Annotated in this window: 26 protein-coding genes; 4 read left to right on the top strand and 22 right to left on the bottom strand. The window is 54.5% G+C overall.

From position 1 onward, the window contains the following. Positions 1-107: 107 nt before the first annotated feature. Positions 108-494, top strand: coding sequence for a DUF5319 domain-containing protein (locus ABMV07_RS02915; protein WP_196981369.1), 387 nt, complete (start codon positions 108-110; stop codon positions 492-494). Between the two features lie 69 nt (positions 495-563). Here ABMV07_RS02915 and ABMV07_RS02910 read toward each other — a convergent pair whose 3' ends face one another. The 11 genes from ABMV07_RS02910 to alr form a co-directional block, all read right to left on the bottom strand. Then, complete coding sequence (locus ABMV07_RS02910) at positions 564-1466, bottom strand: hypothetical protein (RefSeq protein ID WP_197692401.1); 903 nt, start codon at positions 1464-1466, stop codon at positions 564-566. Then, positions 1463-2017, bottom strand: a complete 555-nt coding sequence (locus ABMV07_RS02905) for a sigma-70 family RNA polymerase sigma factor (protein WP_196981373.1) — start codon at positions 2015-2017, stop codon at positions 1463-1465. Before ABMV07_RS02905 ends, ABMV07_RS02910 begins: the two co-directional genes overlap by 4 nt. 209 nt (positions 2018-2226) lie before the next feature. Next, positions 2227-3846, bottom strand: coding sequence for a chaperonin GroEL (gene groL / locus ABMV07_RS02900; RefSeq protein ID WP_197691015.1), 1620 nt, complete (start codon positions 3844-3846; stop codon positions 2227-2229). Between the two features lie 11 nt (positions 3847-3857). Next, complete coding sequence (groES, locus tag ABMV07_RS02895; RefSeq protein ID WP_004566891.1) at positions 3858-4154, bottom strand: co-chaperone GroES; 297 nt, start codon at positions 4152-4154, stop codon at positions 3858-3860. A 141-nt stretch (positions 4155-4295) separates the two neighbouring features. Then, positions 4296-5348 (bottom strand): tRNA (adenosine(37)-N6)-threonylcarbamoyltransferase complex transferase subunit TsaD, encoded by a 1053-nt coding sequence (gene tsaD / locus ABMV07_RS02890; RefSeq protein ID WP_088267675.1) that lies wholly within the window; start codon positions 5346-5348, stop codon positions 4296-4298. Further along, a complete protein-coding gene (gene rimI, locus ABMV07_RS02885) occupies positions 5349-5840 on the bottom strand; it encodes a ribosomal protein S18-alanine N-acetyltransferase (protein ID WP_088267676.1) in 492 nt (163 codons plus the stop codon). Next, entirely contained in the window at positions 5841-6509 is a 669-nt protein-coding gene (tsaB, locus tag ABMV07_RS02880) for a tRNA (adenosine(37)-N6)-threonylcarbamoyltransferase complex dimerization subunit type 1 TsaB (protein ID WP_088267677.1), read from the bottom strand. A 67-nt stretch (positions 6510-6576) separates the two neighbouring features. Then, on the bottom strand, positions 6577-7050 hold the full coding sequence (locus ABMV07_RS02875) for a hypothetical protein (RefSeq protein ID WP_088267678.1): 474 nt from the start codon (positions 7048-7050) through the stop codon (positions 6577-6579). Positions 7051-7197: 147 nt separating this feature from the next. Next, positions 7198-8805 carry an aspartate:alanine exchanger family transporter gene (locus tag ABMV07_RS02870; RefSeq protein ID WP_088267679.1) on the bottom strand — a complete coding sequence of 536 codons (1608 nt, stop codon included), beginning with the start codon at positions 8803-8805 and terminating at the stop codon, positions 7198-7200. A gap of 263 nt (positions 8806-9068) precedes the next feature. Further along, complete coding sequence (tsaE, locus tag ABMV07_RS02865) at positions 9069-9563, bottom strand: tRNA (adenosine(37)-N6)-threonylcarbamoyltransferase complex ATPase subunit type 1 TsaE (protein WP_197689598.1); 495 nt, start codon at positions 9561-9563, stop codon at positions 9069-9071. 6 nt (positions 9564-9569) lie between these two features. Further along, positions 9570-10718: an alanine racemase gene (alr, locus tag ABMV07_RS02860; RefSeq protein WP_088267681.1), complete on the bottom strand. Its 1149-nt coding sequence runs from the start codon at positions 10716-10718 to the stop codon at positions 9570-9572. 170 nt (positions 10719-10888) lie between these two features. On the opposite strand from alr, the gene ABMV07_RS02855 reads away from it, so the two are divergent. Further along, on the top strand, positions 10889-11743 hold the full coding sequence (locus tag ABMV07_RS02855) for a dienelactone hydrolase family protein (RefSeq protein WP_196977153.1): 855 nt from the start codon (positions 10889-10891) through the stop codon (positions 11741-11743). Positions 11744-11761: 18 nt separating this feature from the next. On the opposite strand, the gene ABMV07_RS02850 is transcribed toward ABMV07_RS02855, so the two are convergent. From ABMV07_RS02850 to eccCa, 10 genes are all read right to left on the bottom strand, one after another. Continuing rightward, complete coding sequence (locus ABMV07_RS02850) at positions 11762-12016, bottom strand: hypothetical protein (RefSeq protein ID WP_014302964.1); 255 nt, start codon at positions 12014-12016, stop codon at positions 11762-11764. Further along, positions 12016-13371, bottom strand: coding sequence for a hypothetical protein (locus ABMV07_RS02845; protein ID WP_374064849.1), 1356 nt, complete (start codon positions 13369-13371; stop codon positions 12016-12018). Before ABMV07_RS02845 ends, ABMV07_RS02850 begins: the two co-directional genes overlap by 1 nt. Continuing rightward, positions 13368-13667, bottom strand: a complete 300-nt coding sequence (locus ABMV07_RS02840; protein ID WP_088267683.1) for a hypothetical protein — start codon at positions 13665-13667, stop codon at positions 13368-13370. The genes ABMV07_RS02845 and ABMV07_RS02840 overlap by 4 nt, the downstream gene beginning before the upstream one ends. Positions 13668-13772: 105 nt before the next feature. Beyond that, positions 13773-15116: a phosphoglucosamine mutase gene (gene glmM, locus ABMV07_RS02835; RefSeq protein WP_197688555.1), complete on the bottom strand. Its 1344-nt coding sequence runs from the start codon at positions 15114-15116 to the stop codon at positions 13773-13775. A gap of 168 nt (positions 15117-15284) precedes the next feature. After that, positions 15285-15818 carry a 30S ribosomal protein S9 gene (rpsI, locus tag ABMV07_RS02830; protein WP_010934383.1) on the bottom strand — a complete coding sequence of 178 codons (534 nt, stop codon included), beginning with the start codon at positions 15816-15818 and terminating at the stop codon, positions 15285-15287. Next, positions 15815-16258, bottom strand: coding sequence for a 50S ribosomal protein L13 (gene rplM / locus ABMV07_RS02825; RefSeq protein ID WP_004566874.1), 444 nt, complete (start codon positions 16256-16258; stop codon positions 15815-15817). Before rplM ends, rpsI begins: the two co-directional genes overlap by 4 nt. A gap of 426 nt (positions 16259-16684) precedes the next feature. Continuing rightward, complete coding sequence (locus ABMV07_RS02820; RefSeq protein ID WP_004566873.1) at positions 16685-16972, bottom strand: WXG100 family type VII secretion target; 288 nt, start codon at positions 16970-16972, stop codon at positions 16685-16687. A 45-nt stretch (positions 16973-17017) separates the two neighbouring features. After that, the gene (locus ABMV07_RS02815; protein WP_010934381.1) at positions 17018-17335 is read right to left on the bottom strand and encodes a WXG100 family type VII secretion target; all 318 of its coding nucleotides are present in this window, start codon (positions 17333-17335) and stop codon (positions 17018-17020) included. 202 nt (positions 17336-17537) lie between these two features. Beyond that, the gene (locus tag ABMV07_RS02810; protein ID WP_374064848.1) at positions 17538-18527 is read right to left on the bottom strand and encodes a type VII secretion-associated protein; all 990 of its coding nucleotides are present in this window, start codon (positions 18525-18527) and stop codon (positions 17538-17540) included. A gap of 62 nt (positions 18528-18589) precedes the next feature. Further along, positions 18590-22075, bottom strand: coding sequence for a type VII secretion protein EccCa (eccCa, locus tag ABMV07_RS02805; RefSeq protein WP_374065001.1), 3486 nt, complete (start codon positions 22073-22075; stop codon positions 18590-18592). A gap of 308 nt (positions 22076-22383) precedes the next feature. Between eccCa and eccD the strand changes: the two genes are divergently transcribed. Together eccD and ABMV07_RS02795 are read left to right on the top strand one after the other, a co-directional pair. Then, positions 22384-23799 carry a type VII secretion integral membrane protein EccD gene (eccD, locus tag ABMV07_RS02800; RefSeq protein ID WP_197688557.1) on the top strand — a complete coding sequence of 472 codons (1416 nt, stop codon included), beginning with the start codon at positions 22384-22386 and terminating at the stop codon, positions 23797-23799. 12 nt (positions 23800-23811) lie between these two features. Further along, positions 23812-24957: a S8 family serine peptidase gene (locus ABMV07_RS02795; protein ID WP_088267687.1), complete on the top strand. Its 1146-nt coding sequence runs from the start codon at positions 23812-23814 to the stop codon at positions 24955-24957. Here ABMV07_RS02795 and ABMV07_RS02790 read toward each other — a convergent pair. Further along, entirely contained in the window at positions 24938-25360 is a 423-nt protein-coding gene (locus ABMV07_RS02790; protein ID WP_047938769.1) for a TIGR02611 family protein, read from the bottom strand. The two genes, ABMV07_RS02795 and ABMV07_RS02790, sit on opposite strands and share 20 nt — an antisense overlap. Positions 25361-25461 lie beyond the last annotated feature (101 nt).

The following is a 25461-nucleotide window of genomic DNA, read 5'->3' as shown; positions in this document are numbered from 1 at the left end:
TACACGATCTTCCTAAGATTAGCCCCTATACGCATAATTGGAGAATAAGTTATAACCACTTAGGCGACGGTTGCCCCACACACTAGCGGGGCAATAGGGTGGGACACGTGAACTTTGATTGGCAAATGCCCCGCGATCCTTTCGCCGACGATCCCAATGATCCGGCGTCATTTATCGAAGACGACGAACAAGCCCCGCCCCTTACCGAGGCTGAACGTCAACACATCAGAGAAGACCTTGAGCTGGTCAAGCGCTTCAAAGAGGCCTTAGAACCCCGCGGAATTAATGGAATCTTTTTCCTCTGCGAGGACTGCGACGAGGATCATTACTACGACTGGGACATCATGGCTGCCAATATGCGAGCCACCCTCACCGGCGAGCTCGCCCCCGTACATGAGCCTAGTGTGAATCCCAACCCACATGCTTATGTTCCTTGGGATTACTGCTTGGGATACCTTGATGGTTTAGAAGCCCCGCGCATGCGCTTTTTCTAAAGACTGCGCCACCGTACAGCAAAAGAGCTGGCAGGAAAGAAATAATCTTCCTGCCAGTTCTTTTGTTTTCTACTGCAGTGGTTCTACCGAATCGAGGTCGCCACCGAACAGTGGTGCCAGAGGTGCTGGGGACACAGTCACCTCGGTCGTAGGCGGTGGCGTTGGCTCAGTTGAGCTCTTCGACGCCCCTGTTGACGGCGTTTCCGATGGCGGTGCCACGGTAGTGGTCACCGTACTGGTAACCGTTTGAGTCACCGTTGGCGACGGTGGTGCCGATGGTTCCGGAGCCACTGGTGCTTGTGGTGACGGCGCCAAAGACGCTTCCGCATCCTTGAGCTTCTTTGCAGCTTGGGACTGCTCCGGATCTGCTAACTTCTGCAAAAGATCATGCGCCTGCTCTAAAGCTAACCGAGCACCGTGGCCGTCGCCACGATCTGTAAGCTGTTGAGCTTGCTCTAACTTGGAAGCAAGTTCTACAACTGTGGCCTTAGACGTAGCAGAGTTACCAAACATTTTCTGGTTTATCGGATACAGCGACGACCCTTCGTCAGCGTTGTAGATCAACGATCCACTACCAGCAATCAGCAAGGTGGCAGCTGCTGCTCCGACAAGACCATGAGCAAAGGAATTACCCCAGCGTCGGCGCGGCAACGCAATAACAGTCGCCTCTTCCGGCTCATCTACTACAGCGTTATCGTCCACGACTGGGAATGTATTCGTAGGGGCATCATCGTACTTGTTCGAGATACTCGTTACTTCCGTTGCAATCCCTAAGGAAGAAAGCGTTGGAGCTGCAGGAATGTCAAAATTGATACGCTCGCGCTCGGCAAGAAAAAGCTGGGCTAGGTGGTCTTCGCCATGCGAAGGATCGATCCCCCGAGAAAGCTGAGTAAGAAACGCGTCATCGTTCCACAGCCCATCAATCGGCTGAGAGGCGCGCCCATCGACGCCATCCCAACGGTGTTTGGTCATTCCCCAGTCTCCTGCTCTATTGCCTTACGCAACGTTGCCAGAGCACGGTGTTGCGCGACACGCACCGCGCCCGGCGTACTTCCTACAATCTCGGCTGTTTCCTCAGCCGATAACCCCACAAAAACCCTCAGGGTGAGGATTTCGCGTGGCTTATCACCTAGTAAATCGAGAAGTTGCTTCACTCTGTTACTTCCCGCCGCTAACAGGGCAAATGACTCCGGAGTGTCGTTATCGATCTCTGTTTCTGGCACCTCGTCTGTGGGGTTAGAAAGGTCGCGAGAATACAGGCGGTGTGCGTCAGCCACTTTGTTGGAGGCAATGCCATACACGAACGCCATGAAGGGCTTTCCCTGATCCACAAATTTAGCAATAGAAGTAGCCACGGCAAGACAAATTTCTTGAGCTACATCTTCTGGGGTGGGATGCCGTCCGCCACTCAGGCGAGTGCGCGCATAGCGAAGCACCTGCGGATACACCATAGAGATGATGCGCTGAAGGGCGGTTTTATCGCCCGCTGCAGCAGCAGGAACTAGCCGTTCTAGCTCCCTCACCTCTTCGTTCACTGGTCTTCGCGCCTTTCTTTTTTGAGAAACTTATGTGCACTCTTGATCGAAGCCTATCGAGCACATAACCATTTTAAAAATCTACTGGATACGTGTTGGTTTTCCTTAAAAACACCACATGCCGGTGGGAGAAGACGCTACTTAAGCGTTTCTCACGCACCGGCATGTGAGTACATACCCCCTGCTACCCCACCGTTTTAGTGGTGGTGATGGTGGTGGTGGCCAGCCTCAGGAGCTGGTGCAGCTGGCTTTTCTACTACCGATGCTTCGGTGGTAAGAACCATGCGTGCCACGGAGGTAGCGTTCACCACTGCCGAGTGAGTGACCTTCACAGGATCAATAATGCCCTGCTCTATCAGGTTGCCGTACTCCAAGGTGGCAGCGTTAAAGCCTTCACCGTTAGGAAGCTCGGATATCTTTGACACGACGACAGCACCGTCGAGACCTGCGTTGTCTGCGATCCAGTACGCAGGCTTTGCCAAAGCGTTAGCCAATGCGATGACGCCGATCTTTGCGTCACCCGCAAATTCCTGGGCGAATTCGCGCAGCTCCTCGGAGATCTGCACCAGCGCAGAACCGCCACCAGCGATAACGCCTTCTTGTGCGGCGGCACGTGCTGCGTTAATAGCGTCTTCGACGCGCAGCTTACGCTCGGAAACCTCGGTCTCCGTTGCAGCGCCCACCTTGATCACAGCGACGCCGCCGGAGAGCTTAGCTAGGCGCTCCTCAGCTTTTTCGCGATCCCATGCAGAATCGGTGTTTTCGATCTCGCGGCGGATCTGCGCACGACGGTTTTCCACTGCCTCAGCGGTGCCAGCACCATCGACGATGATCGTTTCGTCCTTGGCGACGGTCACGCGGCGAGCGGTACCGAATACCTCAGCACCGGCCTCGTTGAGGTTAACGCCGACCTCTGGGTCGATGACGGTAGCACCGGTCACCACAGCGAGGTCGTCCATGAACGCTTTACGACGCTCACCAAAGTACGGAGCCTTCACAGCAACCGCACGCAGGGTCTTACGGATCGAGTTGACGACGAGCGTCTGCAGTGGCTCACCTTCGACATCTTCCGCAATGATCAAGATTGGCTTGTTTGCCTCAAGAGCCTTTTCCAACACTGGAAGGAAATCTGGCAGAGAGGAAATCTTGTTGCGGACCAGCAAGATAGCTGGCTGCTCGAGTACTGCGTGCTGGGTATCAGTGTCGGTGATGAAGTATGGGGACAGGAAGCCTTTATCGAAGGACACACCCTCAGTAACGTCGAGGTATGACTCGATAGACTGCGACTCCTCAACGGTGACGACACCGTCTTTGCCCACTTTTTCCATTGCTGCTGCCACCATGTCGCCGACCTCTGGGTCACGCGAAGAAACGGTAGCAACGTTAGCGATGTCTGCAGCCGAAGAAACATCGGTTGCACGCTCGCGCAGCTTTCCTACTACGAACTCGGAACCGGCTGCGATACCGCGGTTGAGCTCGATAGGGTTAGCACCTGCAGCAACATTGCGCAGACCCTCAGTCACAACAGCCTGAGCGAGCAGGGTTGCGGTGGTGGTGCCGTCGCCAGCGATGTCGTTGGTCTTGACAGCAACGGACTTCACCAGCTGTGCGCCAAGGTTTTCAAAAGGATCGCTGAGATCGATCTCGCGCGCAATGGTCACACCGTCGTTAGTCACGGTTGGGCTACCAAAGGCTTTTTGCAACACAACGTTGCGGCCGCGAGGCCCCAAGGTCACCTTGACTGCGTTGGCCAGTGCGTCGACACCCTTGAGGATGCCTTCGCGTGCTTCTTGATTAAATGCAATCAGCTTTGCCATACGGGGCTGCCTTACTTCTCGATGATGGCGAGAACGTCGCGAGCGTTGAGCAGCAAGTACTCTTCGCCGTTGTACTTCAGCTCAGTTCCGCCGTACTTGGAGAACACAACGGTGTCGCCCTCCTTGATGTCCATAGGAACGCGGTCATCACCATCGAAGCGGCCTGGGCCTGCAGCGACGACGACTCCTTCCTGTGGCTTCTCCTTAGCGGAATCTGGAATCACCAAACCAGAAGCGGTGGTGGTCTCAGCTTCGCTGATCTGGACGAGGACGCGATCCTCCAAAGGCTTGATATTGACGTTAGCCACGATGTACCTCCGTTACATGAAGTTTCTCTTTGTGCCGGTTGTGGGAAATCCAGCACAGCCGTCGTCGCGGGTGAACAACTGTGTGAGTTACAACCTACTGGCACTCTACCCCTGAGAGTGCCAGCTCTCAACACCGTACGCCTACAGCGAATGTACCAACGGAATTTCCACTTCCAAAGAAGTATCCGTTCCCACAGACAAGCCCGAAGGTTGCGCACCCTCATGAATCAACTGAGACGCCACCGCAGCAATCATCACGCCGTTATCCGTACACAACTTAAAGCTCGGCACCCGCAACTCAATGCCCGCGCTTTGGCACCTCGCTGCCGCCAACTCCCGCAATCGCGAATTCGCAGCCACACCGCCACCAAGCAACAGCACCGAAGCTCCCGTATCTTTACACGCCATAATGGCTTTCGACGTCAGAACATCCACCACAGCCTCTTGGAACGACGCACACACGTCCTCCACAGAAATCACACGGCCCTCACGCTCCGCAGATTCTACGTAGCGTGCCACCGACGTTTTCACACCCGAAAACGAGAAATCATAGCGATGCTCACCACGCAGATCGTCGGCACGCGAAAGGCCACGCGGGAAACGAATTGCCTTACGATTTCCACGAGCCGCAAGCTTATCCACAACCGGCCCGCCTGGGTAACCCAACCCCAGCAGCCGTGCCACCTTGTCATAAGCCTCGCCGGCGGCGTCGTCAAGCGTCGACCCCAACTCCCGCATCGGCTTCCCCACAGCCTGGACCTCAAGAATCTGCGTATGCCCACCCGACACCAACAATGCAATCGAATGCGGCAACTCCTCCCCCTCCAAATTCGCCACCGCCACATGACCACCCAAATGATTCACACCATAAAACGGAACACCCCACGCAGCCGCATATGCCTTCGCCGCCGACGCCCCCACCAACAACGCACCAGCCAACCCAGGGCCAACCGTCGCAGCCACCGCATCAGGACGCTCCACACCCGCCTGCGCCAACGCCTCCTTCATCACAGGAATCATCGACTCCAAATGAGCACGCGACGCAATCTCCGGAACCACGCCACCAAAACGCGCATGCTGCTCCATTGACGACGCCACCGCATCGCCCACAACCGTCATCGTGCCATCACCGGCCAAATCAATAATCCCCACACCCGTCTCATCACACGACGACTCAATACCAAGAACAATCATTTACGCATCCTCACCTTCACTCGACACAACCCCACAACCAGCAGGACGAACCATCACAAAAGCATCCGCACCCGACGGCTGATAATAATTCTTCCGCACACCCTGGTGCTCAAACCCCAACGACTCATACAACGCAATCGCAGGCACATTCGTCGTACGAACCTCCAAAAAAATCGGGCCACCAGCAGTATTTGCAACATGGACAAAATTATCCATCACCAACCGGCCGAACCCACGACGCTGCCACCGCGGATCCACACCAACCGTATGAATCTCAAACTCCGGATCATCCGCAGGACCCAACATCGCAAGCCCGCCATACGCCACAACCTCACCATCAACATCCACCCCCACATAAAACGTATGAGGCTGCGCCATCTCCGCAACAAAATCCGCCTCAGACCACGGATTCTCCTCCGAAAATAACAACTGCTCCAGCTCCGCACACCGCGCCGCATCCTCACGACGCAACAACCGCAACTCCACAGCCACCTATAACTCCACATCCGGAATCGCAGGCGACTTAGGCTTCGCTGCAGGCTCCTTCGCATCCGGACGCCTCAAATACAACGGCTCCAACGGACCAGGCTCCACACCAAAATCCGCCACCGCAACCAAACACTCCGGCAACGGCCGCAAATCCACCGTCTTAATCCCCGCAGCCGCCTCCGGCAACGACGCCTCCAGCTTCTTCGGCACAGAAATCACCGATGTTCCGGAAAGAATCGACAATTCCTTCGGAGAAATCACATCAGGGCCAGCCACGCGCACACCATCACGGTAGGCAGTCCAATACACTTCTTTGCGACGCGCATCCGTGGCTACCAGTACCGAACCCATCAACTGCGTAGCAATCGCATCGTGTGTGGACACGCCATACACCGGAACGTCAAGCGCATGACCCACCGCAGCAGCGGTCACCATTCCCACACGCAAACCAGTAAACGGTCCCGGTCCGCAGCCAACAACAATGGCTTCGATATCCGAGAACTCGTGTCCTGATTCCGCCAACAGTTCCACAGCAGTCGGCGTGAGCAACTCATTGTGTTGGCGGGAATCTTCATAAATTCTTTGGGCTAGTACGGAAAGAATCGTCGATTCTTTCCGTACTAAACCGACAATAAGGTCTGGGGTGGAGGTATCTATAGCAAGAACAAGCACGCCTAGTAAGCGTAGTCGCTTGCGCTAGGCGTGCTTGTTGCGCGGTACCGATTTGGTGCAGAAGGCTTTATGAGGCGATGGCCCAGCCACCGTTTTCCTGCTTGATAAACGGAACGAGCTGGCGGGTATCAAAGCCGCCTTGCACAGGGGTGGAGCACACGTCTACTTCTGCGCGGTCGAATTGTTCGAAGGTGAAACCGCCTTCTTTGTCGGCCATCACGATGTAGTTGACGTCGTCAGGCACTGCGGTGCCTTTCAGGTGAAGCTGAGCTGGATCAACTCCGTAGTTGTCCTTGATAGATTTTTCATCTTCGCCTGGGCAAATCATGGCTGCGGCGACCCAGTCGGGGCCGTAGATGTCGGCAAGCGATAATGCGGTAATGCGCAGGCCATTGTTACTCATACGAGAGAGCACGGTTTCGAGTTTGCCTTCGGAGTTAGTCGTTCCCACCGCTGTGTGCGCGGAGGCGATCATAACGCCCACGGCAGCGGTAAAGACGATCAATAGTGCGGCGAGCAGGCCTTTGGCTGTTTTGTTCATGGGTTTTCCTCCGTTTGTATGAATTCCTCCGAGGATTCAGTGAGCTTTAAGAACAGTACTACGCACGAACAGAAAATCCCAGCTTCCCCCACGATGGTTGGTGTGAGACAAGCTGGGATCTTGCGTACAAGCGAGCGCTTATTCCGATTAAGCGATCAGTGCCAACAGCAGCATCTGACTGGCAATAATTTTGCCGATCATGGCCGTGGGATACACGGTGGCGTATCCACGAGTAGCCAGCTCAGTGCCGGTTTGCCCGTTGAGGTAGGAGATGATGGCGGGGTTCGTGGTACATCCTGCCGCCACGCCCATTGCTTCGTCCCATTTCAGTTTGAATAGCGGCATGCAGACAAACGCGCAGACGAGTGCGGAAGAGATGGTCACGATGAAGCCACCGGCGATAACGGTCAGCGAGGCGGGGTCGGTGAGCGCTTGGCGGAAGCCTACGCCAGCGGATGTTCCCACGCCGGCAAGGAAGATGGCCAGACCGAAGGTACTGATCGTGCGGCTTGCGTGATAAGGCATCTGCCAGTGGATTGGTCCGGTGCGGTTGAGCGCGCCGAGGATCAGACCTGCCACAATGGGGCCGCCACCGAAACCCAAGGACAAGGTGTTTCCACCTGGCAACGGGATTGGAATCACACCGATAGCAAGACCGATAACAAGGCCGAAGGCGAATGGCATGAGGTCAACGTCGGCAAGCGAGCGTTCAGAGTCGCCGAGGAAGCGACGCACTTCGCTCATGCGGTTAGCGGGGGCGATTACGCGCACGCGGTCAGAGTAGTGCAACACGTCGTCAGGCTCGGGAACTACATCGGCGTCGCCACGACGTAGGCGGGAAATAATGAAGCCGGAACGAACCGTGTCGAGGTCCGAAATCTTGCGGCCGACAACAGCTTTCGACGACACGGTGAACCGTGAGTACACCAAATCGGTATCTTCAATCGGCACATCCTGCTGCTCACCGACCTTGGCGATAGCACGCTCAAGCGCATCAGGGGTGCCATGAATCACCAACACCATGCCCTCATACAGACGATCAGTCGGCGCAGCAAGAGAGTGGAAAGTCTTAGAGTGCACCACTCGAGTGGCGATGATTTCCTCACCGGCAAGCGTTGGCAGCTGGGCGATCGTACCGTTGATTCCTGGGCCAATACGCACACCGGTCCACTCCAGCGGATCCGACACCAAGCCTTCTTCGGCAGCGTCGGCAGCATGGTTGACCTTCATCAACTTCGCACCAATGGCTGCAACAACAATGGAGCCAATCACCGCACCTGGGTAGGCCAGCGAGTACCCCACGACTGGTTCTGATGCGACAGACTCGTCGATTCCTTCCAGCATTTCGACCATGGCGGCCATGCCGGGGGTCGATGAGAGTGCACCGGCGAACATGCCGGCACCGATGATTTCGTCGAGGCCAAATAGCTTGATGATGCCGTATGCAACGGCCATCATAAGCATGAGCAGGCCGATCATGAACAGGGTGAGTTTCCAACCGCGGTGGCGGAATTCGGCGAAGAATTCGGAGCCGGCAGATAGACCGATGGCGTACACGAACATGGCGAGGCCAAGCTGATAGACCAGTGGTGGTAGCTGAAGAGCTGGATCCACGGTGGATAGCGCGAGGGCTACAAAGAGGACGGCGGCGGCACCGAGTGAGATTCCGAAGAATCGGATCTTGCCGATAAGCAGGCCGACGGCCAAGATGAGCGCGAGCGTCAGCAGGGGCTGAGCTGCGAGAAATTCGAGGATATGAATTGGAGTTCTCCTGTGAGACGAACGATGAGGAAACGTCCGGCCCCTGTTGCGTTAAGGGACACGTATCGGCACATGATTGTGCTTAGAAACTGCAGGAAAATCAATTCTTTCGGCTAGCCCGCCGAGGCGTTTCGACGCCCCTGTCGCAGGCGATATCGGCAGTTCACGGCACGAATGTTGACATGTTTTCAGTAAAATGCCGGAAACTGCCAGCTGGATGATTTCACGTCGATAGGATGTTACCGACGTAGATCCCTTTAAGGTTCGATAACCTTCCACGTCACAATTCTGGCCTCCGAATCGGGGTCGTCGATATTCGCTGTGGTGCGATCAAAGGTGATGAGCAGGTAGCTATCAGTAATCTGTTCGACTAGTCCCCCACCCCATTCGGCGACTACAACGGCATCTTCTAGCTCAGTTTCTAGGTCAAGAGAATCGAGTGCACCGATGGGGTCGGTGGCATCGGCGGCGTCGTCGATAAGGCGGTATGCGTCGACGTGGACAAGCGATGGTCCACCGATTAGTGACTTGTGTTCGCGAGCGATCACGAAGGTTGGCGAGGTAACGCGGCCTTTGACGTTGAGTCCGCGGGCCAACCCTTGGGTGAAGGTGGTTTTACCTGCGCCGAGGGGACCATCGAGAATGATTACGTCTCCAGCTTCGAGATGACGACCAAGTTCTTCGGCGAAGGTTTGGGTTTCTGCGGTGGTTTCGAGTCGTATGTTTCCGCTACGAGCAAAGGTGGTATCCATGGAGTATCAGCTTTCAGTAGGGTGCGTGGGCGCAACGGCGTCAAGATCACTATAGGTTCTATGGCTTCGTCCGGTCGGGCGGCACAAGATTTCATAGTTGATGGTTCCCGTAGCGCAGGCCAGCTCCGTCGCTGTCATCGCTTGGGTATCTCCTGGGCCAAAAATAATAGCCTCATCACCAAGGGCAACACCGCGGGAATTATCGCCAAGGAATACCACGATCTGGTCCATACACACGCGGCCTACTTGTGGGTAGCGCGTACCTGCGATGGTTACTTCTAAATGTCCTTGGACGTTGCGCGGTAATCCGTCCGCATAACCAACCGGCACCACGCAGAGGTAGCCATCTGTGGGCGCATGCCATGTCATGTTGTAGCTTGTTCCTTGACCAGCTGCGATGGGTTTGACTACCGTGACGACCCCTACCCATGCCATGGCTTCGCGCAGCCCGTGGTCGAGTCCTGCTATCGGTTCATGGCCATAGAGGACAAGCCCTGGCCGGACCATGTCAAAGTACAAGTCGGGGCGGGTTAGTGTCGCTGGCGATGCCGCTAGATGATTAACAGGAAGGTCTAGGCCTACGTTTCTACCTGCGGAAATCGCCCTGCGGAATACCTCTGCTTGGTGGTCGGTGTAGTCCGATTCCAAGTCGTCTGCGCATGCCAAGTGACTAAATACGCCCGTGACGTTGATTTGGGGGCAGGCATGAAGCAGCTCAAAGGCTTCTGTCCAGTTTGCTTCGGCGATTCCAGATCGGTGAAGTTCCGTGTCAATTTTCACGGTTACCCGCATTCGGGTACCTGCGGGACGACGCATAGCCTCTGCGATCAGTGCACGAACGTGATCCATGCTGACGGCAGCTAAGTCGATGTCACGGTCAATAGCGGCGGAAAAGTCCTGTTCAGGGGACCAGATCCAGCACAGGATGGGGAGGGTGATACCCGCGTCTCGTAGCTGATGTGCTTCCGCAAGCGTTGCGACGCCAAACTGGTCGGCTCCGTTACGCGCCATCACAGTCGCAACTTCTGGGGCACCGTGATTGTAGCCGTCAGCTTTTACAACACACATGAGCTGAGCGGGAGCAACCATGTCTTTTAAACGTCGCGTGTTCGCAGCAATGGCGTCGCACGAGATGCGAGTTTCGAGCAGGTTCATAACGCTCTATCATGCCACTGCTGTCTTTTCATACTGCAGCGGCTCCCCCCTTTTCTTTCCGGTTTTCTCACAACTGCACCGGCCGCGTGGCAAGAATTCGCTAACTATCACAGCCCCAAGCCCTATTCTTCGGCCACTTAGCCCCGTGGTTTCCACTATCCTTGACTATCGTGGCTGAAAATCTGACTAAACATTTGTCCAATCTTTCCAAGCGCGGTCCGCACCGCGTACTCGTCGGCGATCTTGACTACGTGGGATTACCGGGAAAAATTTATACCCCTGCTGAAGGCGATGGCTTTCCGGCTGTCGTGTTCGCTCACGACTGGATGCAGGACATTTCTCGCTACCACGCAACGCTTCGCCACTTGGCATCGTGGGGAATCGTTGTGGCAGCACCGAACACGGAGAAGGGCATTTCGCCAAATCACCGTGGCTTTGCCGCTGATATCGAAACCTCATTGCAGGTGCTCACAGGCGTAAAACTTGGCGCTGGCAATATCTCTGTCGCTCCAGGTCGTTTAGGCATTGTGGGCCACGGTATGGGCGCTGGTGCTGCGGTGCTGGCTGCAGCGGATCGCCCCCAAATCGTGGCTGTTGCTGCTATTTATCCATCGCAAGTCTCGCCTTCTGCTGATGTTGTTGCCCGAAACGTTGAAGCTGCAGGCTTGGTGTTAGGCACGGAAGAAAACGCGATGTTTGACTTTGGCAACGCAGCAAAGCTGGCGCTCGAATGGAAGGGCCCTGTGGCCTACCGTGAGATCGACCGTTCATCACACCAAACGCTCACGGAAAACACTTTGTTCAAGCGTGTCACTGGCTTGGGTGGCACGAATACTGCAGCCCGTGAGCGTATTCGCGGCGTAGTTACTGGTTTCCTTTTGCACCAGCTTGCCGACCAGAAGAAATACTCCGGTTTTTCCGAGGCCGACGCTACAGGTAAGAAGGTGCATTCCTATTGGGGCGAAGAGCTGCAAGAACGCGCAAGTTTGACTGGTGATTCCAAGCTCACGCTGTTCAAGAGCTAATCGCTACGTCGCTTTAAGTCAGACTTTCCGTAGGACTCCCCGTACTTTTCCACGCGTGCTCCGCGGGCGTATCGACGCCCCTATCTCTGCCGCAACGGATGCCCGTGCGGGGAGTTCGCGTTTCTTCTTTGCGGCTTCGTGTGCTTTCTTCTGTGCATCGGCAAGCTCTTGTTCAAACTCAGCCATCCGCTTTGCCGTTGTTTGTCTAAAAGACTCCACGAATTCCGCATAGGAGTTGATCTGTTGCTGCGCTTTGTCACTGGAATAGGCCATTACCATGACCCCGCTTTCTTCACATTGATGTGCGATGACAGCGGTGCAGGAGCAGGTGGTTCAGGCGCTGGTGGCGGTGGAACCGGTGCAGCGGCTGGAGCCACCCCTGGAATCTGCTTAGGCGGTGGCGGTGGCTCCGGAACATTGTCGATTACCGGTGGCGGCGGTGCAGGAGCAGGTGGTGGAGGTACATCGGGGCTTGGAGGTGGTGGCACGCACTCGAATGCGCCCATAGACTCTGTTATGCAGTGGATTAGTGCCCCTATCCCAAGAACTGCGATACCTAGCCCTACTGCACCGATAACACCTGATGCGGTACATGTTTGTTCACACGACTTTGTTTCTGGCTCACAATCGACCACCTCTACTTCTGATTCTTTTTCCTCAAGGCAGGTTTCAGTCACGCTCGTGGTGGTGTCCACACGTGTGGTTTTCTCATTAGCCTTCTCGCAGGTTTTCTCGACGGTTTCAGCCGTAGTCTCGGTGGCGACTTCTGTTATGGCTTCTGTAGTGGTGCTGTCTTCGCATAGACCGCTGATAAGTGAACCTACTGCACCAAGGATGTCAGTTGCCCCACCGCCGGCGCTGCTAAGGCCTCCGGCTGCAGATGGCACTGGTGGTGCGGCCTCGGCCCTAGGAGGCTGCGATGTCGGTGTTACTCCGCCGGCAGGCTGGGTTGCAGGTGCTGGCGCAGGTGCCCCGCCAGAAGCGCCACCTGTGCAGGCTGGTGGCGGTGGTGGGTCTTGAACGCTGCACTTTTCCTCGGCGCGGTGAGTGAGCGTCGAAAAGCATTGTTCGATGGCCTTGTCTCGGTTTTCACATGTTTGTTTAATCGCGCTACCGGCGGAATCAATGGCTTGTGCACCGGCGCTAACGCATTCGGCAAAGGCCTCTGGGTTTTCCTTTTTGTCAATCCCCGCCAAGGTTGCTACTAGCTGCCCGATCATCGCGGTCAACTGGTTAATCACCGTACCGATGTTGGTGCTAGCTTCTTGCTCCACACAATCGATCGCATCAGATGCTTGATGGGATTGCATCTGAATGCAATCGGCATCGTCGCTGCCCCCAAGCCAGCGCTCCGCTAGGGATAACAAACCACTAGCGATAAACGACGTGGCAATTTGGGCCAAAATCTTGATGAGCGAACCCCAAAACTTGTCAGTCACAAACGACGTACTGCTACCACCCACCATGGCCTGTGCGGTGTTGCGCAGGACATCCGTACGCAGCCCCTTCGTTGTTCCTGCCGCCTTTGCTAAAGCTTCTTGGGTGATTGCGGGCCCAGAATACAATCCGGCTGAGGCAGCGTGAAGATCCGATACTGCCCGCCCATATCCTGCAACATCGGGTGTCATTCCACAGCCCCCAGTCGTGCTGCAAACTCGGTATCAGTATTGGCGAGATCATAAACCCGCTGACGAGCATCTTCTAGCCCCAGCTTGATCAGCTCTAGACGCTGAGCGTTGCGCTGGTGAAGCAATTGAAACAGCGAATTGATCGACTCTCCATATACAACAAACCCCTCCCCTGCTGATGCTGGCTCATAGTGCGGTGTTTCGCGAATATGCGCTTGGTATTGCTGTTCTGCTTCTTCAATCATCGACGCCAGCATGTCTAGCGCACGACCAGAATCAATGGTGATTCCGTGCATGAGAAAACCCCCTTGGTATACGGTCACATCACGTTGTGCCTTCACAATGTTTGGACGTAATCAAGGAGGTCTACGGTTCCCTACTCCCCTATTAAAGGGGAGATATTAAATCTTAGCCACCACCGAAGCCAGATCTGCGGCTATCCGACGAGCCGTCTCCTTACTTGGGGCTTCAACCATCACGCGGAACAATTCTTCGGTACCGGATGGACGCAGCAGTACACGACCGCCCTCGCCCAGCTCGTCACTAGCGCGTTCCATCGCCGCAACAACATCAGAGTGCGTTTGGATAATGGTCTTATCTGAAACTGGAACATTGATCAGCACCTGTGGCAGCACAGTCATCGCAGAGGCCAATACCTTCAACGACAAACCAGTTTCTGCCATACGCGACATGAGAGACAGACCTGTCAACGTGCCGTCACCGGTCGTACCGTGGTCTGGCAGCACAATGTGGCCAGATTGCTCACCACCGAGGCTAAAGCCACCAGCGTTGAGTTCTTCAAGAACATAGCGGTCACCCACTTTTGTAGTGCGCAATTCAATGCCGGCTTCTTTCATAGCCAACCGTAGGCCAAGGTTGCTCATCACAGTAGCTACCAGCGTGGACTTGTGCAGCTCACCGTTTTCTTTCATAGCGAGAGCCAAGATCGCCATGATTTGGTCGCCATCAACCACGTTGCCTTCAGCATCTACCGCTAGGCAGCGATCCGCGTCGCCATCATGAGCAAGTCCCAGATCAGCACTATGCTCGAGCACGGCGGCTTGTACCTGGTCGATATGCGTTGAGCCGCAAGAATCGTTGATGTTGTAGGCATTGGGGTGATTGTGGATTGGAATAACCTTGGCACCCGCGGCAGCATATGCTAGCGGGGCGACCTCACTAGCTGCACCATTAGCACAGTCCACCACTACTGTAATGCCTTCAAGGCTGCGCGGTACCGCACCTTTGAGATGCTTCAGATACGTTTCTTGGGCATCGACAGCTTCTTCGATCACACGCCCAATGCCATGTCCGGTGGGACCACCGTCTGAGATGGTTTCCATAACCTTTTCGATCTCGTCCTCGACCGAATCGGGTAGCTTGTGACCGCCTTTAGAAAAGAACTTGATTCCGTTATCTGGCATAGGGTTGTGGCTCGCAGAAATCACCACACCCATATCAGCACCGTAGAAATCCGTCAAATAAGCCACTGCAGGTGTGGGCAGCACACCAACACGCAAAACGTCCACGCCACGGCTGGCCATGCCTGCAGACAGTGCGGCGGCCAGCATTTCGCCGGATACACGGGGGTCACGGCCCACCACTGCCACCGGACGACGACTCGTGCTTCTGTTGTCTTTGGTCAACACTTCCGCTGCTGCCGCGCCTAGCTTCAGCGCGAGCAACGCCGTCAATTTCCGGTTGGCCAAACCACGAACACCATCAGTACCAAAAAGTCGAGTCATGCCTTCCATTATGCATGTCCGAAGTTCTAAACCTTATACTCCTCGCGCAGGCATGCTTATCGACGCTTCCCAGCACTGTCTTAGAACATCTCCTGCACGTTCTTAGATGGCGAAAGCCGCCCCACCAGCATTGTGGTGAAGCGGCTTGCCTGTACATAAAGCGATAGATTAACGCTTGGAGTACTGAGGTGCACGACGTGCCTTGTGCAGACCTGCCTTCTTGCGCTCGACTGCACGAGCGTCACGGGTCAGGAAGCCAGCCTTCTTCAGGGCTGCACGATCTGCTGGGTTGTACACGTTGAGTGCACGAGCGATAGCGAGGCGGAATGCGCCGGCCTGGCCGGTTGGGCCACCACCGGTCAGCGTTGCCTGGATATCGAACTGACCATCGCGGTCGATCAGGGCGAGAGGAGCCTTGATGAGCTGCTGGTGCAGCTTGTTAGGGAAGTACTCCTCAAGGGTACGACCGTTGCAGGTGAACTGGCCGGAGCCTTCAACCATGCGAACACGCACGATAGCGCGCTTACGGCGACCAACGGTCTGGATTGGGCCTTCGTGCAGAACTGGAGCTGCGGTCTCAACCTCAGCCTCAGGTGCAACGACGTCACCAATGGTGTTGGTGAACTCTTCGGTAGCTGCAGCTGCAGCAGCGATGTCAGCTGCGTCTGCTTCGAAGTTCTCGGTTACGTTCTGATCACTCACTGGGCCACCTGCTTGAACTCGTAGGTCTCTGGCTTCTGAGCAGCGTATGGGTGCTCAGAACCTGCGAACACGTGCAGCTTCTTTACAGAAGCGCGGGAAAGACGGTTGTGTGGCATCATGCCACGAATCGACTCCTCAACCACGCGCTCTGGGTGAACCTCAAGGGAACGACCCAAGGTCATGGTCTTCAGACCACCTGGGTAGCCAGAGTGACGGTAGCGCATCTCACGCTCGCGCTTGTTGGAGGAAACGTGAACCTTGTCAGCATTGATCACGATAACGTGATCGCCGCAGTCAACGTTCGGTGCAAACTGAGGCTTGCCCTTGCCGCGCAACAAGTCAGCTGCGTGGGTAGCAAGACGACCCAGAACCACGTCAGTGGCGTCGATGACGTACCACTTGCGGGTGATGTCACCGCTCTTTGGGTGGTAAGTAGACACTGATGACTCCTTTTAAGTCTGTCTAGAACTGCCAGCCAGGCGATACCCGAAGAAGAAGCATGAACGGCGGCCGGTGGTGACCCGATCATGTCTGACTGCTTTCCAAAGAAAGCCTTCAAGCACACAGACCGCTAACTTTACGGCACCACCCTGCATTTTCACAAGTAGTTGTGCAAAAATCTTTTAAAAATTTCTCAAAAAATTGCCCGCACCGTTAAGCCCAATATAATGGTGCGGGCAATGAGTATCGGCGCAATCAATCCATTGCGCGATCCCCCCCACTGTGCGTGGTTACAACCTGTGCCCCGTCGATACGCAAGTGCCCACCGCATTTTCTCGTGTCGGTGTGTCTGCCTTATATATTCTGTCGGTTCCGTGAATACTTCGACGAGATTGCCTAGTTGTCTACGCACGAAATGCGTGAAGCTAGCTCCACGAAGCAGCGGCCATACGGTTCACCTCGCTCATGCGGTCATTGCCCTGACGAACAGTGTTGGAAATCGTGGACAAGATGGTGTTGAGTTCCGCGGCGGAGCTATCCCATTGTTGTTGTGCCTCGTTATAGGCTTGCGCTGATTCGCCTTCCCATGCTGCTGCCATGGGTCGAATGTGTGCTTTGAGATCTTCTAGCAGGGAGTTGATACGACCGGACGTGGATTGAATGTCCGATGCGGCTGCTTCGATTTCACCAAAGCCGTATTTAATCTTTTCCATTGATGTTCTCCTTGGAGTGGATGTGCTGAGTGTTCGATCGGCTATTTACAGCGCGAGCCCTTGGCCGCCTACTGCAGAGAATGCGGATTGGTTATCTGCTTCAACGTTTTCAAACGAGGTGGCGTTGCCACGAATGTTGTCCGAGATGGACTGCAGGGCATCTTGAAGCCCCTTGGCGGAGGCATCCCATCGCTGCATCAAGTTGTCAAAACTTACTTGTGCGGTGCCTTCCCAAGACGCGCGAACTCCATCCACGATGGAGCGCAGTCGGGATAGTTCCGCGCTTACTTCCTGGTTTGTGTCGTCAACGCGGTGAGCGGTATTGCGCATGACGTCTGCTTCGGTCTTAAAACCTTGAGACATGTGTCCCTCCCTAAATATGTGTCCGATCGTGATGCCGCATGCAGCTGTAGCGCCAGCGGCATAGTCGGATCCCCCAACGATTGAAGTAACAAAACCTTTTGGCCCCGTCACTAAGTTTTGACGTAATGACAACCCTCAGCGGTTCCGTGTTTTCCAAAACTTTTTCTCATCCCCGTGTTACTACCCCCATTTCTCCCCCTGATCACTGCTTAATATGCACTGTTTCAGCGGCTTTCCGACACGCTGCTTTATGCGCGACTTTTTGCGCAGTCTTGCTGTGACACCCCACGGAAAACAGGTGCTTATTTTCTACCCACGCCCACCATGCGATCGTAGAACCATCGTCTGGGGTTTCCTGATACGCCAGCACCGGAACTTTTTTAGCCAATCGGTCTTCACGTAGAGATAGCGCAGGATCAAGGTCAATAGTGTTGCGTATTTCTTGATGAATCAACAGTGGGTCTGCGGCATCGATAGGTTCAGCTGAAAGCAAAATTCTGAGCTCGGGGTCTGGCCCTGTAGCTACCACGGTACTGGGATCGTTTGGTTTTAACGCCAGTACGTATCCCCGTGGCATTGTCACACGGATTCGTTCGTGTTCAGCGATCATGTCACCTGCAAAATGGATCGGCGCAGAGGTCGTCGCCGATGCTGCTGACTGCTCAGACGCCTTCGAAGCTCCTACCGCAACCTTGGTATCATCGCTGGTCAAAGCCGCATCTGTTGACCACCATGCCACTGCCCCCACTACACAGATCACCAACGCCATCGCAATATAGAGCGGCTCAATGCGCTTCGATATTTTTTGGTGTCGTCCCCGGCGCGTTTGTTCTTGTGCGTTTAATGCTCGGCGTAAGGCACTAATGGGTTTGGTGATGTCCTCGGTGTGGTCAGCGATATTGTTTTCTTTTTTGTGTTGTTCTTTCCTGCGACGAATGCGAACGCCGTGATCACTAAGTGGCTGTTCCAGAAGCTCGATGACGCTTGGTTGTGCGTCAATTTCAATGACACAATTGGGCCACGCTGTGTTCAATAGTTCTCGTATCTGGTCGACGACTGCGTCTGTTGCCCAGCCTTCAGTAATACCGTGTCCAGGGAGGTCATAGCGATAAACTGTTGTGGGACCTTCGTAAATTGTGGCGGTATCTAAAACTGTCAGCGTGAGGTCTGTTGGTGTTCGTTGGTACGGCACGTTATTTCCCCCTTTTCTCCCCTGTTGCCCTCTAGTTTGATGAGTACAGCTGCTTTTATGCTTTAGCTGGCTATTTCTGGGATGTTTTGCGCAATATGGCATTGTCCTTTATTGCTGCCACGGATCACTGCGATGGCACGTCCTGGTATGAGGCGTTGTGGCCGGATTCCGAATAGTGGCCCATCGTCACGTTCGCCATCCATGACGAGCACCATGGGTGATTGGTCTTTAACTGCCGAGTAAAACGACTGGTAGAGTGCCCGCTGGCTGCCACCAATTTTTCGAGCGGCAACGATGTGTAGACCTATGTCTCTTGAGTGCGGGATGAGTTCAACTAATCGATGCCATAGTGGCTCTGGGACTAAGTCTGCATCGTCGATGACTAGAAAGATGTCTGGGCCGGTCCACCATGAGCGTTGTTTGAGTTGTTCGGGTGTGATTTCAGGTCCTGGGAGTCGGCTTTCAAGAGTGATCACGGTGCTTGCCAAAGTTTGTTCGGTAACGGTAGTACTCGCGGAGTATGCGGCAAGCATGGTGGGGTCGATGGTTCCTAAGTGTGCTCGCCTATGGTCAATGACCACGCATCGAGCTGCTTCGGGGCCACGGTTGCAGATATCGGCCAAAATAGTTGCCACGGTTGTGCTTTTTCCGCAGCCTTGTGATCCGAAAATAAGCAGGTGGTTACTGGTTTTTGTATCCCATGTAAAGGTCGATAAATCGCGTCCGTGAATTCCTAGTCGTATTCCGGTTGTGTGTTCTTTTTCGCTTAACGACGCTAATTCGTGTAATTCCACAGCGGTCGGCAGGAGTTTAAGCTGTGGTACCTGCGGTTGGTTGCTGCATAGTTGCGCCACATGTGCGATGTCTTGGTTGCTGCTGCGTGCCAACATCATGTGTTCTTTGGTTGGTGTCAATCCAACGCCTGGACGTGTGGGGATTTTGCTTTGGGCTTTTCTATCGATGAGTGAATCGAGAGCCTCGCCGAGTTTAAGTTCAAGGCGTTGGGTGATGAGGTCCCTGATCGCTGGCCGCAGAGTAGTCCACCGTGGAGTAGTGATGACCAAATGGATGTTGGCCGCTAATCCATCTGCAGCAATACGATTAAACGATTCCACTAGGTGTTCGTGTTCTTGTGCAACAATGTGCCAGCCATCGATGATGAAAAACGTGTGGCGTTGCTCGGGGTGATCGATGAGGTGCAGGATGTCGTCCACCATGCGTCCAAGTTTTTCGGATTCGTGACGCGATGCAATCCCTGCTACATGGGGCAATGCTTGAAGCTGTGCTAGGCCTTGACCTGAGAGATCAGCTATATAGAACCTCACGGCATCGGTGTGGTTTCCCGCAGCGAGTGCAGTAACGATCGTGCGCAATGCTGCTGTTTTTCCTGTTTGAGGTCCACCGCATATGGCTGCATGCCCATTATGTCCTTCAAAGCTCATCGCTAATGGGTCTTGGCGTTGCCGGTATGGGCGATCAATTAAGCCGACATGTGCAGTTAACTGTCCCGGCGTGGCCGCTGGTACTTCAGATATTTCGAGTGTGTTGGGAAGCGGTGGAAGCCAGATTTTATGGGCGTTGAGTCCAAGTTCTGTTGCTCGCTGTTGGGCGGCGGTGACCACTGCGTCGACAAGCGTGGGTAACGGCATCGAGGGTGCATCGTTGGTGTTAGATTCTGTGTCGCTGTGCTCGTCTTCCCACCCGTTCCAAGGTCGCACTGTCGCGCTCTCAGTGGCACTGATGCCGCGGGCTTGTTTCATGGGTCCAGAAACATATGACGCGCGAAACTTCACAATCGTATCGGCTCCAGTTTTGATAAATCCGGTACCTGGCTGATTAGGGATTTCGTAGGCATCGGGAATTCCTAACACCTGCCGAGATTCTGCCGCGGAAAATGTTTTCAAACCGATCCGGTAACTTAAGTGCGAATCGAGGCCACGCAATCGGCCTTCTTCTAATCGCTGGCTAGCAAGCAACAAGTGAATATGCAGTGATCGCCCTAGGCGGCCCACGGCAACAAAAAGATCCGCAAAATCTGGGTGCTGACCTAGCAGCTCGGAAAACTCGTCAAGGACGATAAATAACGCAGGAATCGGATCGTGCGCTATCTGCCCCTGCGAACTAGCCTGATTAAACTCCCCCACATTGATAAAATTACCGGCCTGTCGCAGCAACTCTTGGCGCCTATTCATCTCTCCTGAAATCGCATCATGCATGCGTTCCACCAACACTGCCTCGTCTTCGAGGTTAGTAATCACCGCCGATGTATGAGGAAGCGCATCAAGACCCAAAAACGTGGCCCCACCTTTGAAATCCACCAACACGAAATTCACACTTTGCGGGCTATGCGTTGCTGCCATCGCCACCACAAGTGTCCTGAGTAGCTCAGATTTTCCGCTACCTGTCGCTCCTACGCATAGCCCATGTGGCCCCACACCACCGTGGGCGGATTCCTTGATGTCAAGCATCATCGCTGTACCGGCATCGGTTAGCCCTAATGGAACTGTCAGTCGCTGCGCGCCACGTTCCTCCCAACGCACAGAAACAGTATCTGGGGTGGGAATTCCCAGCCCCAACAAGAATCTCAAGTCTGAGGTGGTAGCCACTTGATGCTGCGGCCGAATTTTCCCAGTAAGGCTTCGGGCAAAATGCCCCGCAGCCACCTGACTCAACGTATCTGACTTGCCGAGTACTTCCCGCCCCGACTCCGTTACTGCTACAAGATTAGTACCAGCATCTAGTTGAAAACCAGACTCCCGCATAATGCTCATAAAGTCGCTGCGCTGGGGCGCATCCGAATCAGGTTCGCTCAGAATAATCACTGTGGTAGCGCTGGACTGGAGAATCTGCGTAATCAACTCATCATGTTGTTCAGGATGCGCCACGGTGAAATCTACTATGAGAACTTCGAATCGCGCCGACTGTGGATCTTTGGTGTGTGGTAGCCACTTCCACCATCTAGGCTGATCCGCACCAGTAGTGGCAACTGTAATCCCCACACATTCAGGGCCGTGGTGAAAGCATAACTGGGCGATAATTGCTCGTACTAAGTCGTGTGCACGATCCCCTGTCACCATCACAAAGGCAAACGCTTGCAACTGCACACTAATTGGCACATCGTGCACAGTTCGCACCGCGCGAATCGTGGATCTCAAACTCACGGCACATACCGGATCAAGGTCCTCAGGTGCTCCAGGATTTTTCATTTCAATAGGTGTGCACAGCAGGGTGGGGCCCACGCCAATACGCACTTCTAATGCGTCGGAGTCTTGTGATTGGCGTTCCCATAACCGGAGGGTTTCTACCCATTGCACGAGATGATGCGGTGGCGGGTTGCGATAGCACTGATGTTGTCGCTGCTGCTCCCCATATTGCAACGCGGTATCACGTAAGGCGATCAAATGTCGCAGGTAGACTCGACGCATTTCGTTGACGTCTTCACCATGTGTTGGCGACATCATCATCAAAAGCGACATTCCCATCATCAGCGGGAAAATCAACATCATGGGGTTAAGGGATCCACCAGAGATCACCATGAGCCCAACCATGGCGATGACCACGGTAATCATGATGACTGGCATCAGTATTCGCAACAACGACACCGGCTCCGGTTTGATCGCATCGGGAACTTTTTCTGGTGTCAGTGACCCCTGTGGTAGCGGTGGCGCCGGCTCGCGTTCCGCCAAGCTAATTGGTGGTATTTCCTGCCATGACGATGTCGTTGTTGTATTCAACGTATTCCCCCTTGTGCCCCGTGTTCGTCTCCCCCAATTCCCCCTTGAGGCTAGACATGTTCTGAATCATAGGCCATGATAGGTCTAGATCGGTAGGGGTACCGACATTTGAGGGGGTAAATGTGCAATCCATGCTTCACGACGTCCGACTGCGGTTCCAGATAGACGCATCCAATGGCGGTCACGATTCGCTGGCTGAGGTGGATATTTCTGTTCCGTCGCAGTCGACATTTTCCGAGATAGTCCCCGAAGTTTTGGGCTTAGCCCAACAAGTTTCCGAACAGCCACTCACTGATCCGGAAGTTCCTGTGTGGCAGGTGATCAGCCCAGCTGGCTTACCTTACGACATGTACGCGCCAGTACATACGCTTCAGTTGTCGCACGGCAGTAGCATGATTATTCGTCCCCATAGACCGCAAGCAGCCCCGGTAATCCGCGATTCCGCAGAGGCACTTGCGCATTGTAGTCGCAGCAACGCTGCAGCCCGAGGTACCACCGAATGTGCTGCAATGGCTGGTGCGCTAGTAATCGTGTTGCTGGGGCTTCGGCTACCCGTGGAATCAGTGCCGTTATCAGCGCGCTGGGGTGCTATCGCGGCACTACTGAGTATCGCTTTTGTGATCACCACGCGCCCTTTGCTCTTGATTCCTTGGTTGTTGGCCACGTGGTCCAGCGTGTTCTTCTTTTTGCTCGGCGATTCTTTCACCGCTGTATCGCACGCTACGTCGCTGAGCATTGTTCATACGGTGCTAGCAGCGGGAACAGTTGCGCTTGTGGTTTTAGCAGGAATCATGGTGGCCGCGCGGGTGTCTCTTTGGCCGATAGCTCATTGGCTAAGCGGCATTGTTACCGTCGTGGTGTGTTCTTTCGCGAGTGCCCCTGCTGGGTGGCTGCATCGCGATCGCGAGTTTGATGTGCACGGTTGGTTTAATGGAGCCGCTTCTGGTGTCATTCTTTGTGCGGTAGCGGTCATTGTTGCTGGCCCGTCGCTTGCTTTACGTGTTTCTGCTATGCCTATCCCGAGGTTGCCTAATACCGGCCAAGATCTCACGGTCAGCGACAAGGTCGCATCCCCTTCGGACATGACGTTTAAGGCCCAAAAAGCCAGTGCGATTTTTCAAGGAATGTATGTAGGTTCTGCTCTCTCATTAGCTTTTGCGATGGCGTATCTTGCGGTCAGTCCCTTTGTCTCTGGTTATTGCGTAGCACTGTGCACATTTGCCACGGTTGTGTGTGTTTTCCATGCTCATCGTTGTCCTGATGCTTATAGCACGTGGGCGTTGTGGGTAGCTGGAATGCTCGGAATAATCGCCGCAACTAATGGTGCTCTTGATGCGTTTGCGTGGCCGTGGATCGTGGTGAGCATCCTTGCCGCAGGTAGCACGATTAGTGCTCCGGTTTGGGTGCATAAGTTAAGCAGTGTTGCGCCCACTACCACCCAGTGGCTCCATCGTGTGGAATCGTTGGCAGTTGCTGCGATTGTTCCGCTAGCTGCACACCTCATGGGTATTTTCTCATTGCTTCGTGGGTTGGGTTAGGGCGATAGTCGGATGAAGACCACTGGAATTATTGCCATTGTCCTCGCCGCAGCGTGGTGTTGTGCGTTACCTGAATCAGTTAGCGCTCAACAACGCTGTGCCGTCAGTGCGCCGCTATCGGACGAGCAACAATCCGCATCAGATCAATGGCAGGTTCTGCCTGAACTGCATCGTATTGCTACTGGCCGTGGGGTCACTGTTGCGGTTATCGATACAGGTATTTCACCGCATCCACGCCTACCGCGGCTTATCGACGGCGGCAGCTACCTAAGCGGCAGCTATACCCCCACGGGAGGTCTGCACGATTGTGATGCCCACGGCACAGTTGTGGCAAGTATTATCGCTGGTCAACCCGGACCCGACCCAGTCCTCGGTGTTGCTCCGGAATCCCAGCTTATTTCTATTCAGCAAACCAGCAATACTGCAGCTTCAGGCACTGTGACTTCTTTGGCTCATGCGATACATACCGCGATCGATCAGCATGCTCAGATCATTAATATTTCCGTTGTCTCCTGTGTTGCTAGCAATCATGCCGTTGATGATGCTGTACTCGTTGAGGCCCTCCGGCGCGCAGAAGAATCGGGCACGGTGGTGGTATCTGCAGCGGGCAATGCCACCGGTAGCACAGATGATTGCGTTCATGGTGCTCGTGTTTTTCCGGCGCACTACCCCACTGTGTTAACGGTCGGTGCCTTAAAGGATCCGTATCATTTCGCGGATTACTCTATGCCCTCGCCATTCCCATTAGTCAGTGCGTTAGGTTATGTTCCAGCTGCTCTAGCTCACGACCATCCTGGTATCTCCGGAGGCACGCTCAACCACCGCAGCGTGTATCCCTTCCAAGGAACTAGTTTTGCAGCCCCCTATGTTTCAGGTGTTGCTGCATTGATAAAGCAGCGTTTTCCCGCTGAAAACCCAGAGCACATTCGGCAAAGAATTTTGATGAGCTCAGATCCCACCGTAGGAAAAATCAACCCGGTCCATGCACTCACGATGGAATTTCCTGCGCCTCGTACGCATCACCAGGTGAAGATCAAGCCACTGCACCGTCAAAAATTCATCCGTGAGCACGCAGTTGAAGTGATTTTTTGGGGACTCGTTGTTCTGATTCTTACTGAGGTCATCCAGCATAAACGTGCTAAGAAAAAACGGGAGTAAAGATGGGATCCAAAATCCCTAGCGTGCCGCATTTCCACATTACGATGGCAATACCACCACCGACGATCCAGCAGGCGGCAATGGTTGCGGCGATGAGGCTGTAGCGCATACGGGTCGACTGCACGTGATACCAGCTGAAAAATCTGTCATAGAGCCGCACTCCCCAAGCAAGAAGATTGCTGGCCCAGTGCAGCTCTAGTGACAAAATAGCGATACCAATAAAAACGGTGAGCCAGCCAGGCCCTGGGAACGGGATGGTGATAATACCCACGACAACAACGATCCAACCTAGGGTAAGAACAAGAGGCCGAACGATAAAGCCGTATCGGGTGTGTTTAAGGTTCTCGTGGTGTCGATTCAACCGTTCGAGATGGTCTGCTACAGAATCGCGCATGGAACTCATGATTGCTGCTAAGTTCCTTTCCGCGTTAGGTGCCAGTCGCATGTGCGCGCAGTGGCTGGTTTGATAACAATTGGATAACCAATTGGTCTTCCCTACTTATA

Source organism: Corynebacterium belfantii, from assembly GCF_041898185.1.
GTDB classification, from domain to species: domain Bacteria; phylum Actinomycetota; class Actinomycetes; order Mycobacteriales; family Mycobacteriaceae; genus Corynebacterium; species Corynebacterium belfantii.
Note: the sequence above shows the minus strand (reverse complement) of the source record. Positions and strands in the feature narration are given on the sequence as shown.